The sequence below is a fragment of the Microbacterium sp. nov. GSS16 genome, assembly GCF_028198145.1.
Taxonomy (GTDB): Bacteria; Actinomycetota; Actinomycetes; order Actinomycetales; family Microbacteriaceae; genus Microbacterium.
Window position 1 is genome coordinate 82,472 of record NZ_CP116338.1, and the last position, 12,579, is coordinate 95,050.

A 12,579-nucleotide genomic window follows, 5' to 3' on the forward strand; every position below is an offset into this window, starting at 1 on the left:
CACAGGGTGTGGCCCGAAGACGCGTTTCGGGTGAGAATGAACGAGGACGTGTGATCGCTCACGCGTCTCTTCTCATGAGAGCGTTCCCGGGGTGGGGGGAGGACAGGCCATGGCATTGCGCGACGCGAGCAGTCCGGCGGTGGCCGATGTCGAGCTCGTGCTGCGCACCAGATCGGGGGATGCCGAGGCCTTCGGCGAGCTGTGGGGTCGCCATCACGCCTCCGGCATGGCTGTGGCCAGGGCGCTGACCTCTTCGACCGCCCCCGACGACCTCGTGCGGGAGGCGTACACCCGCATCCATCAGGCCATCCTCAAGGGCGGCGGGCCCAACGGCTCATTCCGCGCCTATCTGTTCACGAGCATCCGCAACGCTGCAGCCTCGGGGCGCGGAGCCGACGGCTCGGCTGCGGACGAGATCGAGACCGGATCAGCCGACGAGGCGCTCGACCGCGGACTGATCGCACAGGCGTTCCGCTCGCTGCCATCGCGCTGGCAGGAGGTGCTCTGGTACACCGAGATCGAGCGGATGAAGCCGTCCGAGATCGCACCGCTGCTCGGGACGAGCGCCGGCGCCGTTTCGCAGCTGAGCTTCCGCGCTCGCGACGGCCTGCGCGAGGCCTGGTTCCAGGCCCATCTGCGCAGCGTAGGACGAGGCTCCGACTGCCACTGGACGATCGAGAATCTCGGCGCGCATGGGCGCGGCAACCTCAGCGCCCGTGCCCAGCGACGCGTCGACGACCACCTCGAGACGTGCCCACGGTGCACGATCGTGGCGACCGAGGCCGACGACGTGGCCGAGCATCTGCCCGTCGTGCTGCTGCCGCTCGTGCTCGGCGCGAGCGCCGGCGGAGCGTACCTCTCCTCCATCGACGCCGGTTCCGACCCCGCGGGCGCGTCGGCATCGCAGCCGACCGCGATGCCGAGCAGCGTCGTGGGCGGCGTCATCGGCACCACCGCCGAGACGGCGTCCGGCGGCAGCGCGGCGTCAGCCGCGGCGCCCGATGGAAGGACCGGATCGATCCTCGGCATCGAGGCGGTCGTCGGAGCGGGATCGGTCGCCCTCCTGGTCGCGGGAGTCGTCGCGGCCGCAGCCGTGGTGCCGACTCTGATCTCAGGGGCCCCGTCGACATCGCGCCCGAACGCGGCGGATCCGGGCTCGTCATCGATCGCGTCCGAGGTCGAGCCCGACGAATCGATGAACACCGATCGGCCGATGGTGATCCGCGTCGAAGACGGCCGGGCCCGACCTGCGCCGCGCATCCCGCCGGCTCCGGTCCCCCACGTTCCGAAGGCGATCCGCCCCGTCATCCCGGCGCCGGTCCCGGCGACCGAGCCGATCGCGCCGGCGCCGTCTGCATCGCCGTCGCCCCAGCCCGATCCCGGCGCCACGCCACCCCCTTCGTCCGAGCCCACCCCCACGCCGACCCCCACGCCGGATCCGACTCCGTCTCCGGACCCGACGCCAACACCCGGTGACGGCTCTGCGACGGGTGACGGCTCGATGACGGGCGATGAGACGAAACCGGGTGGCGGGCCGGCGCCCGATGACGGGACCGTCCACGAGGGTGACCCGATCATCCCCCGTGATGAGACAGCGCCCGCCGACGGGAATCCGCCGCAGGAGACCGCCGAATAGACTGGGATCATGTCCCAGAACACCGCCGCCGAACCTGGCGTCCAGCGTCCGGCGATCACCCCCCTCGACATCGTCCGCGTTCTGGTGCTGATCGCCGCTCTCGCCTCGCTCGCCCTATGGGGCTTCGGCGAGTGGCCCATGCCCTGGAACATCGTCGTCGGCATCGGAGCACCTGTCGCCACGCTGCTCATCTGGGCGCTGTTCCTCTCTCCCCGCCCCGTGCTGCGCCTGCACCCCTTCCTGCGCGCACTGGTCGAGGTGCTCATCTACGTCGGAGTCACCCTGGCCTGGTGGTCGATGGGGCAGGCCTGGGCCGGGATCGCGTTCGCCGTGGTCGCCGTCACGTCCGGAGTCATCGCCGGACGACGAGCGCTGGGCTGATCCGTCGTGCAGCCGAGCACGAGCACGACCGTCCTCGAACGCCTAACCCGCGAACTCGGTGACATCGTCGACACCTCCGCGTCCGCCCTCGACGACGCCCGTGCAGACCGCAGCGGACACCGCTCCGCCGGTGCGCCGATCGCCGTCGTGCATGCCAGATCGGTCGACGACGTGCAGCGCGTGATGCGCATCGCCTCCGCCACGGCCACTCCCGTGGTGGTGCGCGGCGCCGGCACGGGACTGGCCGGTGCCGCGAATGCCGGCCCGGGCGAGATCGTGCTCTCGACCGTGCGGATGGACCGCATCCTCGAGGTGCGGCCGGATGATCTGCTCGCCGTCGTCGAGCCCGGCATCCTGAACGCCGAGCTGAACGCCCAACTGGCCGCCCACGACCTGTGGTGGCCACCGGACCCGGCCAGCCGTGAGATCTCGACGGTCGGCGGCAACATCGCGACCGGCGCGGGGGGACTGCTCTGCGCGAAGTACGGCGTCGTCCGCGACGCGGTACTTGGCGTCGACATCGTCCTCGCCGACGGTCGGCTGCTGCGGCTGGGCCATCGCACCGTGAAGGGCGTCACCGGCCTGGATCTGACCTCGCTCGTGATCGGCTCGGAGGGCCGCCTCGGCGTCATCGTCGGCGCCACGCTCAAGCTGCGCCGGCTCGTGCAGGGCACGACCTGCACGATCGCCGCATCGTTCCCCACCGTGCGCGACGGTGCCGCGGGCTCGGCTGCCGTCACCGCCGCGGGCGTGCAGCCCGCGATCATGGAGCTGATGGATGCCGCATCCCTCGCAGCCGTGCACGCGCTGCTTCGGCTGCCCGCACCCGCGTCCGGCGCCGCACAGCTGACCATCCAGACCGACGGTCCTGCCGCCAGGGCCGAGGCGGAGCGCATCGCGACCGTGCTGCGTGAGGCAGGCGGCACGGTCGTGCTCTCCGACGACCCGCTCGAGGGTGAACGGCTCCTCGCGGTGCGCCGCTCGATGCATCCGGCGATGGCTGCGCTCGGCACGACCCTGATCGAGGACGTCGCGGTGCCCCGCAGCGCGATGGCCGCGATGTTCGACGAGATCGCCCGCATCGAGCGCGAGTTCGACGTCAGCATCCCGACCGTCGCGCATGCCGGCGACGGCAACCTGCATCCGAATTTCATCTTCGAGGGAGAGATCGTCCCGCAGCGCATCTGGGCGGCGGCCGACGAGCTGTTCCGCGCGGCGATCCGTCTCGGCGGCACGCTCACCGGTGAGCACGGGGTCGGTGTGCTCAAGAGCCGATGGCTGGCTGACGAGCTCGGCGAAGACCAGTGGGAGATCCAGCGGCAGATACTCGCCGTGTTCGACCCGCAGGGGATCCTGAACCCCGGCAAGGTGTACACCGATGCCTGACATCCGCGTCAGCGCCGCGGTGATCGTCGACGACCGAGGCCGTGCACTCGTGGTGCGCAAGCAGGGCACCACGAGGTTCATGCAGCCAGGCGGCAAACCCGAGGCCGGCGAGAGCCCCGCCGGCACCCTCATCCGCGAGCTGGAGGAGGAGCTGTCGCTGCGCGTCAGCGAGGCCGACCTCACCCCGCTGGGGACCTTCGTGTCGGCGGCGGCTAACGAGCCCGATCACCGGGTGATCGCGGATGCATTCGCGCTGCGCGCGCGGGCGGACGATGTGATCGTGCAGGCCGAGCTCGCAGAGCTGCGCTGGCTCGAGCCCGGCGACTGGACGAGCGTTCCGCTCGCGCCGCTGAGCACCGAGCACCTGCTGCCGATCGCCTGGTCCTGATCACGGCGGTCCTGATCCGGGCGACCGGCGGCGGAGTACGTCAGATGCCCTGCCAGGCCGGCTTGTTGTCGTAGCTGTAGCGGTAGTAATCGGCCAGCGCGAGCTTCGAGGCGGCGGCTTCGTCGAGCACGACCGTGACGTGCGCGTGCAGCTGCACGGCCGACGCGGGCATCATCGCGCTGACCGGGCCCTCGAGTGCGGCCGCGACGGCGTCGGCCTTCGCCTCGCCGAAGGCGAGCAGCACCAGGTGGCGCGCGCGCAGGATCGTGCCGAGCCCCTGGGTGATGCAGTGGCGCGGAACCTCGTCGATCGAGTCGAAGAAGCGCGCGTTGTCCTCCCGGGTCTGCTCGGTGAGCGTCTTCAGGCGCGTGGTCGAGGCGAACGACGAGCCGGGCTCGTTGAAGCCGATGTGCCCGTCGGTGCCGATCCCGAGCAGCTGCAGATCGACGCCGCCGGCCTCGATGATGTCGCGCTCGTAGTCGTCACCCGCATGCCGGATGGTCTCGAGATCTCCGTTCGGCACGCGGATCAGCTCGGGGTCGAGCCCGAGCGGCTCGATGACCTCGCGGGTGATGACCGAGCGGTAGCTCTCGGGATGCGCGACGTCGAGCCCGACGTACTCGTCGAGGGCGAAGCCGCGCACGTGCGACACATCGTGACCTGCCAGGCGATCGCGCAGCGCCTCGTAGACCGGCAGCGGCGTCGATCCCGTCGCGAGGCCGAGCACGGGGTTCTTCACCTCGTCGATGAGCCGGACGATCTCGTCCGCGACGAGGGCGCCTGCGGCGGCCTTGCTCTCGAGGATCACGACTTCAGCCATGAACGGGCATCTCCTTCTCGAAGGGGTCGATCTCGGCGAGCGCAGAGCTCAGCAGCGCGGCGCCGATCGCCGCGACCGGGGAATCGGCGGGCAGCAGCTCGATTCTCTCATCGAGGCGCAGCGTCTGCAGAAACGGTGACTCGGCGGCGTCACGCCGCAGCCACGCGCGGATGCCGATCGAGCGGATGCTCTGCAGGGGCGCTCCGAGCTGTTCGATCAGCTCGGTCGCCGCCGCCACCGCGCCGTCCAGCACGGCCGCGTCGCCCCAGCCCGTCCGCCGGCGGATGCCGCCGAGCCGCGTGCCGTCATCGCTGGCGCGACCCCGCGATCTTCGTGCCGCCCACGTCGAGGCCGATGCGCACGCCGCTCTGAGCCACGCCGATCACGAGACGCCCAGCTGCGCCGAGAGGACCATCACCGCAGCCCCCCTGAGCACGATGTCCGCCTGCTCGGTGAGCCGGATGTCGACGTCGGCGAAGACGCCGTCGAGCGTGCGCGCGTGCAGCATGCGCGTCGCGGCCTCGACGAAGTCGCCAGCGAGCAGGTCGCGAGGTCCGGCGAGCACCACCTGCGACAGGTCGAGCGCTGCGACGATCGGCGCCAGTGCGATGCCCAGCCGTGCGCCGGCCTGCGCGAGGATCTCCGCGCGACGCGCGGGCTCGGCGTCGATCATGCCCTGCAGGTGCGGGACGCTGACCCAGGCTTCGAGGCATCCGCGGTTGCCGCAGGCGCACAGCGGGCCCTCGTCGGTGCCGGTGACGACGTGGCCGATCTCACCGGCGGCGAAGCGGCCGCCGATGATGGCCTGGCCTCCGGCGATGAGTCCCGCGCCGACGCCTCGCCCGATCCTGATGAGCATCAGGTCGGATCGAGCGGCGCCGAAGGTGTACTCGGCGAGCACGGCCGCATTCGCGTCGTTGCGCACCAGCACCGGCAGCGCGAACTCCTCGTGCATGCGCTGCTCGAGCGGGAGATCGCTCCAGCTGAGGTTCGGCGCGCTGAGCACCGTGCCGTCCGTGCGCACGATGCCGGGGCTGCCCACGCCTATGCCGAGCACCGGTCGATCCGCGTCCGCGATGAGCTCGCGCACGAGCCGCACCACTCCCGCGTACGCCTGCTCGGCGCCGACGTCGACCGGAAGCGATACGGTGCGACGGTGCAGCATCTCGCCGTCGAGGTTCAGCACGGCGCCCTGGAACGAATCGGTCCCCGAGAGGTCGACGCCGATGATCTGATGACCGTCGCGATCGATGTCGATGACGATCGGCGGCTTGCCGGGGCCCGCCGCCTCGCGCACGCCGATCTCGCGGACGATGCCGTCGGCGATGCACTCCCCCACCAGGTCGGAGATGGTGACGCGCGTCAGACCCGTCTCGCGGGAGAGATCGGCGCGGCTCATCTCGCCGCGGTGGTAGAGCGTCTGCAGCACGAGCGAGCGGTTGTGCGACCTCGCCTGCTCGGGCAGCACCTTGCCTGTCGCCCGCAGTCCGCGAGCACCGCCGAACGATCCGCTGACGATGGGAGGCGCCGTCGCCGCCGATCGGCGATCAATGGAGGAGTTCACATTTGTGAGTACAACTTCCGAACCAGCCCTGCGCAAGAGCGACGCGTCATCGCGCCATCGCTTTACCGAAACGTTACCGTCGGCCGCGCACTCCCCTGCGGACGTTGCCTCCCCGTTACCACCCGTCCCGTACCATGAAAAGACATGTCACGCAGCATCTTGGGGGGTGAGTCCGTGACCGACCTGATCTCCGGCCCCGGCACAGGCCAGTCGAACGCCGTCTCATCGGACGCCGAGATGATGGCTCAGCCGCCGTCGGCCGGCACCCCCGCCATGGAATGGGCGCCCATGGAGCCGGCTCCGAAGAAGCGCCGGATCGGTCTCTGGATCGGTCTCGGCGCCGGTGTGCTCGCCCTGGCAGCGGGCGCCGCATCGCTGATGCTGATCGCGCCCGGCACCACAGTGGCGGGCGTGTCGGTCGGCTTCATGACCCCGGGGATGGCTGCGGAGGCGGTCAGCACGCGCCTGGCGTCGACCGAGGTGCAGCTGACCGGGGCCGGAGCCGGAGAGCGCCTCGCCGGCGCCGACCTGGGCGCCAGCATCGATGCGGCCGGGCTGACCGATCAGGCCTTCGCCGAGCGCCCGATGTGGAACCTCGGCGCGTGGATGGGTGAGCCGATCACTGCCGACGTGACCCTCGACGCCGAGACGGCCGACAGTGCTCTGCGCGCCGCGGTGCCGTCCAGCTACACCCCCGCCACCGACGCGACGGTCGTCTTCGATCCGGCGGCCCAGGCGTACACCGCGACTGCAGCCGAACCGGGCACGGGCGTGTCGGTCGACGATCTGACCACGGCGTTCACCGACGCCGTCACCGCGGGCAGGACCTCGTTCGACTACACCGCCGATCCCGCCGCCGTGCCGCCGCTGATCACCGACGCCAAGGCCGCCGAGACGGTCGAGCAGCTGAACGCGATGCTGGCCGCGGCCGGCTTCTACGTCGGCGAGGAGCGCACGGTGCCGGTGGCGCCCGACGTCGTCGCGTCGTGGCTCACCGTCGAACCCGTCGACGGCGAGCTGCAGATCTCGGCGGATGCCGCAAAGATCCAACCTGCCGTGGATGCCCTGCCCGCACAGGTGAACCGCGACACCGTGAACGCCACCAACATCGTCGACTCCGACGGCAAGGTCCTCAAGGCGCTCACCGAGGGCCTGGAAGGACGCGTGCTCGGCGACACCTCGACGACCGCGGCCGACTTCGCCAAGGAGCTGGGAGGCGGCGACGCGACCTTTGCACTCCCCGTCACGGCGACCCCGTTCGAATCGACCAGCCTGTTCCGCCGCGTCGAGGTCGACCTCAGCGAACAGCGCACCTACCTGTACGAGAACGAGAAGCTCGTGAAGTCGTGGGCGGTCTCCACCGGCACGAACGGCACGCCCACCGACAAGGGCCGCTTCCGCGTGTACGCTCAGCTGCGCACGCAGGACATGCGCGGCAGCAACGCCGACGGCAGCAAGTACGTCACCAAGGGCGTGCCGTACATCACCTACTTCAACGGCGATGAGGCGCTGCACGGCACCTACTGGCACTCCAACTTCGGCACGCCGATGAGTCACGGCTGCGTGAACATGAGCATCGACGCGGCGCGCTACGTGTGGGAGTTCGCCACCAAGGGCACCGAAGTCTGGGTGCACGACTGACCCGCCGGCGCCCATCGGGCGCGCGAATGCAGAGGAGGCCGGATGCTCAGCATCCGGCCTCCTCTGCGTTCCGCGTCAGAGCGCGTCGATCACGCCGTTCAGCGTAGCGGACGGACGCATCGCGGCCTCCACCTTCTGAGCGTCAGGGCGGTAGTAGCCGCCGATGTCGACCGGCTGACCCTGCACGGCGTTCAGCTCGTCGACGATCGTCTGCTCGTTCGCGGCCAGCGTCTCGGCGATCGGCGCGAACGCGGCCGCCAGCTCGGCGTCCTTCGTCTGCTTCGCCAGCTCCTGCGCCCAGTACAGGCCGAGGTAGAAGTGGCTGCCGCGGTTGTCGATGGTGCCCAGCGCACGCCCGGGTGACCGGTCCTCCTCAAGGAAGGTGCCGGTCGCGGCATCCAGCGTCTCGGCGAGAATGCGCGCCTTCTCGTTGCCGGTGCGGTCGGCGAAGTGCTCAAGCGATGCCGCCAGCGCGAAGAACTCGCCCAGCGAGTCCCAGCGCAGGTAGTTCTCGCCGACCAGCTGCTGCACGTGCTTGGGCGCCGAGCCGCCCGCGCCGGTCTCGAACAGACCGCCGCCGGCCAGCAGCGGCACGATGCTGAGCATCTTGGCGCTGGTGCCGACCTCGAGGATCGGGAACAGGTCGGTCAGGTAGTCGCGCAGCACGTTGCCCGTCACGGAGATGGTGTCGAGGCCGTGACGCATGCGGGCCAGCGTGTAGCGGGTCGCCTCCTCGGGAGCGAGGATCGTGATCGTCAGGCCCGTGGTGTCGAGCGTCGCGAGCCCCTGGTGCACCTTGGCGATGATCTGCGCGTCGTGCGAGCGGTTCGCGTCGAGCCAGAACACGGCCGGAGCGCCGGTCGCGCGGGCTCGGGTCACGGCCAGCTTGACCCAGTCCATGACCGGGATGTGCTTGGTCTGCGTCGCACGCCAGATGTCGCCCGTGCTGACGGTGTGCTCGATGAGCACGGTTCCCTCGCTGTCGAGCACCTGCACGATGCCGTCCGACGCGATCTCGAACGTCTTGTCGTGGCTGCCGTATTCCTCGGCGGCCTGAGCCATGAGGCCGACGTTCGGCACGGTGCCGATCGTCGCCGGGTCGAGCGGACCGTTCGCGATGACGTCGTCGATCACGGCCTGGTAGACCCCGGCGTACGACGAGTCGGGGATGACCGCGATGGTGTCGGCCTCGCCGCCGTCCTTGCCCCACAGCTTTCCGCCGTTGCGCACCAGCGCCGGCATCGAGGCGTCGACGATCACGTCGCTGGGCACGTGCAGGTTGGTGATGCCCTTGTCGGAGTTGACGTACGACAGGCGCGGTCCGCTCTCGATCGCCCGCTCGAACGCCGCGGCGATCTCGTCGCCGCCGGCGACGGTCGACAGACCCGCGAGGATCGAGCCGAGGCCGTCGTTGGCGCTGAGGCCGGCGGCGGCGAGCTGGTCGCCGTACTGCGCGAAGACGTCTCGGAAGAAGGCCTTCACGACGTGGCCGAAGATGATCGGGTCGCTGACCTTCATCATGGTCGCCTTGAGGTGCACCGAGTAGAGCACGTCGTCGGCCTTCGCCTGCTCGAGGGTCTCGGCCAGGAAGGCGTCGAGCTCGGCGGCTGACAGGAACGTCGCGTCGATGATCTCGCGCGGCAGCACTTTGAGGCCCTCCTTCAGCACGGTGATCGTGCCGTCGGCGGCGACATGCTGGAAGCTCAGCACGTCGTCGTGGGCTGCGACCCACGACCGCTCGTTGCTCTTGAAGTCGTCGTGTCCCATCGTGGCGACCCGGGTCTTCGAGCCCTCGGCGAAGGGCTTGTTGCGGTGCGGGTGCTTCTTGGCGTAGTTCTTCACCGCGAGCGGCGCACGACGGTCGCTGTTGCCCTCGCGCAGCACCGGGTTCACGGCCGAGCCCTTGATCTTGTCGTAGCGGGCGCGGACGTCCTTCTCCTCGAGCGACTGCGGCTCGTCGGGGTAGTCCGGGACCTCGAAGCCCCTCTCCTGCAGCTCGGCGATGGCGGCCTTGAGCTGAGGGATGGATGCCGAGATGTTCGGCAGCTTGATGATGTTCGCCTCGGGCAGCGTGGCGAGCCCGCCGAGCTCGGCCAGCGCGTCGCCGACCTGCTGCTCGGGGGTGAGCTTCTGGGGGAAGGCGGCGAGGATGCGACCCGCCAGCGAGATGTCACGGGTCTCCACCTCGATGCCCGCCTGACCGGTGAAGGCCTTGATGATGGGCAGGAACGAGGCGGTGGCAAGAGCCGGCGCCTCGTCTGTGTAGGTGTAGATGATGGCGTCGTCGGTCACCGGGGATCTCCGTTCGCGTGGCAGATTTATCTCGATACCAAGATACCCGAGTCTCCCGCGCCGTCCCCGGTTACGCTCGGAGGCCGCGCTCTCCCACCGATCCCGAGTGACGCGCTAGCCTGGGGTCATGTCGGAACTGCGCGTAGAAGAACTCTCCGCTGCGACGATCGTCGCCGTGAATAATCTGTCGTTGCGTCCGGGCCAGGAGCAGTTCCTCGCTCCGGTGTCGTACGGCATCGCCGCGACGGTCGTGAACCCGCAGACGTCATGGCAGCGCGTGGTGCTGGACGGCGACGAGGTCGTCGGGTTCGTGAGCGCCAGCTTCGATGCGGACACCCCCGATGAGCACTTCCGCAGCGTGCTCTGGCGGATCAACGTCGACGCCGACGAACAGCGCCGCGGCGTGGGAAGCTTCGCCGTGCAGGCGCTGATCGACGAGGCCCGCGCCCGCGGTGTCGACCACGTGAACGTCATCTACGAAGCCGGTGAAGAGGGCCCGGAGGCGTTCTTCCGCCGCGTGGGCTTCGAACCCGTCGGCGAGACCGAGTTCTCCGAGGTCATCGCGCAGATCCGCGTCGACGGCTGACGCCTCGTTCTAGAGGACGCCTGCCCTTCTGAAGGATGCGGGCGGCCCGGGCATCCTTCAAAATCGCGAACATCCTTCAGATTCGTTGTCCACAGTCGACTCGTCGACGGATTCTGTGCACATCTGCTGGGTCGCACGGTCTGCAGTCGCTCTCGTGCGGGCGATTGTTGACTCATGAACATCGTCGGCTGGCTGACCGGACGCGGCGGCATCGCTCATCGTGACGACGCGGCCGATTCGGGGTTCGCACCTTCCCATATGCGGGCGGCCATCCGTGCAGGCCGAGTCCGACGCATCCGCACGCGGTGGATAGCTCTGGATCGCGCGGCCCCGGATCTTGTCGCCGCTGCGTCAAGCGGTGCGGCGCTCACATGCGTGACCCTCGCGCGGCGGCGCGGATGGTGGGTGCCTCCCGATGCCGAACAGCGACTTCACCTGAGGATGCCACCCAACGGCGTGCTGCGTGCAGAGGACGCACATGCGCATTGGGGCGTCTCGCTGTCTCCTGCGCGCCCGCGAGTGCTCGAAGCGTCGGTCGAAGACGCTCTCGCCGATGTCGCGCGCTGCTTCGCACTGGATCAAGCGGTGGCCGTATGGGAATCAGCGGTGCGCAGCGGGGCGATCTCCCTCGAGGCGCTGCAGCAGGTCCCCTGGCGAAGCGCCGCGGCACGCCGCTGTCGCGATCACACGCGCGCTGACACCGACTCATCGCTCGAGACGGTGTTCCATGTGCGCTTGAGCGCCTGGGGTGTGCGGTTGCGCTTTCAGGTGCAACTGGCCGGCCATCCTGTCGATTTCCTCATCGGCACCCACCTCGTCGTGCAGGTGGACGGCTGGTCGTTCCACTCGTCATCCGCCGACCGCACTCGCGACCTGGCGCACGACGCGCAACTCCGCCTGCGCGGGTACACCGTGCTGCGTTACTCCTATGCACAGGTGATCTACGACTGGGAGCACGTCGAGCGCACCCTGGCCGCCGCCATCAGTCAGGGCCTGCACCTGGCACCAGCGCGGGAGCGATCACCCTGAAGGACTTCTGCAGTTCTGAAGGATGCTAGCGGTCCGGGCATCCTTCAGAATCGCGAACATCCTTCAGATTCGCTCAGGGCTGACGGCGCCTCTTCGTCGTCCACGCGATCACCGAGTCGGATGTCCGGATCGCAAGGGTGCGGGCGGCGTCCCACAGGGCATCCGGCAGCTCCGCCTCCACCCGCTCACCGCGGGCCGCGCGCTCGGCGATGTCGAAAGCGCGCTCGAGGTCCTCGACGGCTGAGCGGTACGCAGCGAACTCCTCAGCACTCGTGCGCGATTCGGGACTCGGTCGCGCGTCGCGCGCGCGCTGCAGCGCGACGAGGAAAGCCGCCGTGGCCGGCTGACGGCCGTCGCTCATCCGGGGGAACGCGATCGCGCGAGCCGGATCGGTCTCGTATTCCATCCAGCGCGCGAGCAGCGCGTCGTGGCGCCCGCGCAGCCTCTCCAGCGGCAGCAGACCGCCGGCCGACATCGACGAGCGTGCAGTCGAGACACGCACCCGGCTCGCCTTGACCCTGGCTGCGGCGGCGCGTGCGGCCAGCTGCGCGTCGCGCAGCGCACGGCGGGCGGATGCCACAGCCGGGGCATCCGCCCGGGCCGCGGCCTTGTCGGCGGCGACCCTCGCGAGGTCAGCCCTGGCGATGCGCGCGGCGTCAGCCGCAGCCCGTGCGTCGAGCTGCGCGCGCCGAAGCTCAAGCCGTGCTGCGTCGTACCCGAGTCGTCTGCCGTTCACCGTCCCCCGCCTTCGCACGATCGCATACCCGGTCGCTCCCGCTCCGGCGGCGGCCGGAGCGACCCACCACAACTCGGCGGCCAGGAGCAGGATCGGGTCCACTCCCCTAACCTAATCTCA

At 69.8% G+C, this 12,579-nt stretch carries 12 protein-coding genes; 7 read left to right on the top strand and 5 right to left on the bottom strand.

Going from position 1 to position 12,579, the window contains the following annotated elements:
• The first annotated feature begins 109 nt into the window (after window positions 1-109).
• Genes PGB26_RS00405 through PGB26_RS00420 form a run of 4 tightly spaced genes read left to right on the top strand, consistent with a single transcriptional unit; the run spans window position 110 to window position 3,791 of the window.
• Entirely contained in the window at window positions 110-1,636 is a 1,527-nt protein-coding gene (locus PGB26_RS00405) for a sigma-70 family RNA polymerase sigma factor (protein WP_271638340.1), read from the top strand.
• A 9-nt stretch (window positions 1,637-1,645) separates the two neighbouring features.
• On the top strand, window positions 1,646-2,017 hold the full coding sequence (locus PGB26_RS00410) for a YrdB family protein (RefSeq protein WP_271638341.1): 372 nt from the start codon (window positions 1,646-1,648) through the stop codon (window positions 2,015-2,017).
• Window positions 2,018-2,023: 6 nt separating this feature from the next.
• The gene (locus tag PGB26_RS00415; RefSeq protein WP_271638342.1) at window positions 2,024-3,403 is read left to right on the top strand and encodes an FAD-binding oxidoreductase; all 1,380 of its coding nucleotides are present in this window, start codon (window positions 2,024-2,026) and stop codon (window positions 3,401-3,403) included.
• Window positions 3,396-3,791 (top strand): NUDIX hydrolase, encoded by a 396-nt coding sequence (locus PGB26_RS00420; protein ID WP_271638343.1) that lies wholly within the window; start codon window positions 3,396-3,398, stop codon window positions 3,789-3,791. Before PGB26_RS00415 ends, PGB26_RS00420 begins: the two co-directional genes overlap by 8 nt.
• Window positions 3,792-3,831: 40 nt before the next feature.
• Here the strand turns inward: PGB26_RS00420 and nagB are convergent, their stop codons facing one another.
• The 3 genes from nagB to PGB26_RS00435 form a co-directional block, all read right to left on the bottom strand.
• Window positions 3,832-4,611, bottom strand: coding sequence for a glucosamine-6-phosphate deaminase (nagB, locus tag PGB26_RS00425; RefSeq protein WP_271638344.1), 780 nt, complete (start codon window positions 4,609-4,611; stop codon window positions 3,832-3,834).
• Window positions 4,604-4,864 carry a hypothetical protein gene (locus tag PGB26_RS00430; protein WP_271638345.1) on the bottom strand — a complete coding sequence of 87 codons (261 nt, stop codon included), beginning with the start codon at window positions 4,862-4,864 and terminating at the stop codon, window positions 4,604-4,606. Before PGB26_RS00430 ends, nagB begins: the two co-directional genes overlap by 8 nt.
• A gap of 129 nt (window positions 4,865-4,993) precedes the next feature.
• Window positions 4,994-6,175, bottom strand: coding sequence for an ROK family transcriptional regulator (locus PGB26_RS00435; protein WP_271638346.1), 1,182 nt, complete (start codon window positions 6,173-6,175; stop codon window positions 4,994-4,996).
• A gap of 144 nt (window positions 6,176-6,319) precedes the next feature.
• On the opposite strand from PGB26_RS00435, the gene PGB26_RS00440 reads away from it, so the two are divergent.
• Complete coding sequence (locus tag PGB26_RS00440) at window positions 6,320-7,816, top strand: L,D-transpeptidase (RefSeq protein WP_271638347.1); 1,497 nt, start codon at window positions 6,320-6,322, stop codon at window positions 7,814-7,816.
• A 75-nt stretch (window positions 7,817-7,891) separates the two neighbouring features.
• Here PGB26_RS00440 and PGB26_RS00445 read toward each other — a convergent pair whose 3' ends face one another.
• Window positions 7,892-10,108, bottom strand: coding sequence for an NADP-dependent isocitrate dehydrogenase (locus PGB26_RS00445; protein WP_271638348.1), 2,217 nt, complete (start codon window positions 10,106-10,108; stop codon window positions 7,892-7,894).
• Window positions 10,109-10,235: 127 nt separating this feature from the next.
• On the opposite strand from PGB26_RS00445, the gene PGB26_RS00450 reads away from it, so the two are divergent.
• The gene (locus PGB26_RS00450) at window positions 10,236-10,694 is read left to right on the top strand and encodes a GNAT family N-acetyltransferase (protein ID WP_271638349.1); all 459 of its coding nucleotides are present in this window, start codon (window positions 10,236-10,238) and stop codon (window positions 10,692-10,694) included.
• Window positions 10,695-11,099: 405 nt separating this feature from the next.
• The gene (locus PGB26_RS00455; protein WP_271638350.1) at window positions 11,100-11,723 is read left to right on the top strand and encodes an endonuclease domain-containing protein; all 624 of its coding nucleotides are present in this window, start codon (window positions 11,100-11,102) and stop codon (window positions 11,721-11,723) included.
• 73 nt (window positions 11,724-11,796) lie between these two features.
• On the opposite strand, the gene PGB26_RS00460 is transcribed toward PGB26_RS00455, so the two are convergent.
• Window positions 11,797-12,561: a hypothetical protein gene (locus tag PGB26_RS00460; RefSeq protein ID WP_271638351.1), complete on the bottom strand. Its 765-nt coding sequence runs from the start codon at window positions 12,559-12,561 to the stop codon at window positions 11,797-11,799.
• Window positions 12,562-12,579: the final 18 nt, after the last annotated feature.

Excerpts from the sequence above, each read along its gene's own strand:
- PGB26_RS00405 (WP_271638340.1), top strand. The coding sequence starts at position 110 with ATGGCATTGCGCGACGCGAGCAGTCCGGCGGTGGCCGATGTCGAGCTC.
- PGB26_RS00410 (WP_271638341.1), top strand. The coding sequence starts at position 1,646 with ATGTCCCAGAACACCGCCGCCGAACCTGGCGTCCAGCGTCCGGCGATC.
- PGB26_RS00420 (WP_271638343.1), top strand. The coding sequence starts at position 3,396 with ATGCCTGACATCCGCGTCAGCGCCGCGGTGATCGTCGACGACCGAGGC.
- nagB (WP_271638344.1), bottom strand. The coding sequence starts at position 4,611 with ATGGCTGAAGTCGTGATCCTCGAGAGCAAGGCCGCCGCAGGCGCCCTC.
- PGB26_RS00440 (WP_271638347.1), top strand. The coding sequence starts at position 6,320 with ATGTCACGCAGCATCTTGGGGGGTGAGTCCGTGACCGACCTGATCTCC.
- PGB26_RS00450 (WP_271638349.1), top strand. The coding sequence starts at position 10,236 with ATGTCGGAACTGCGCGTAGAAGAACTCTCCGCTGCGACGATCGTCGCC.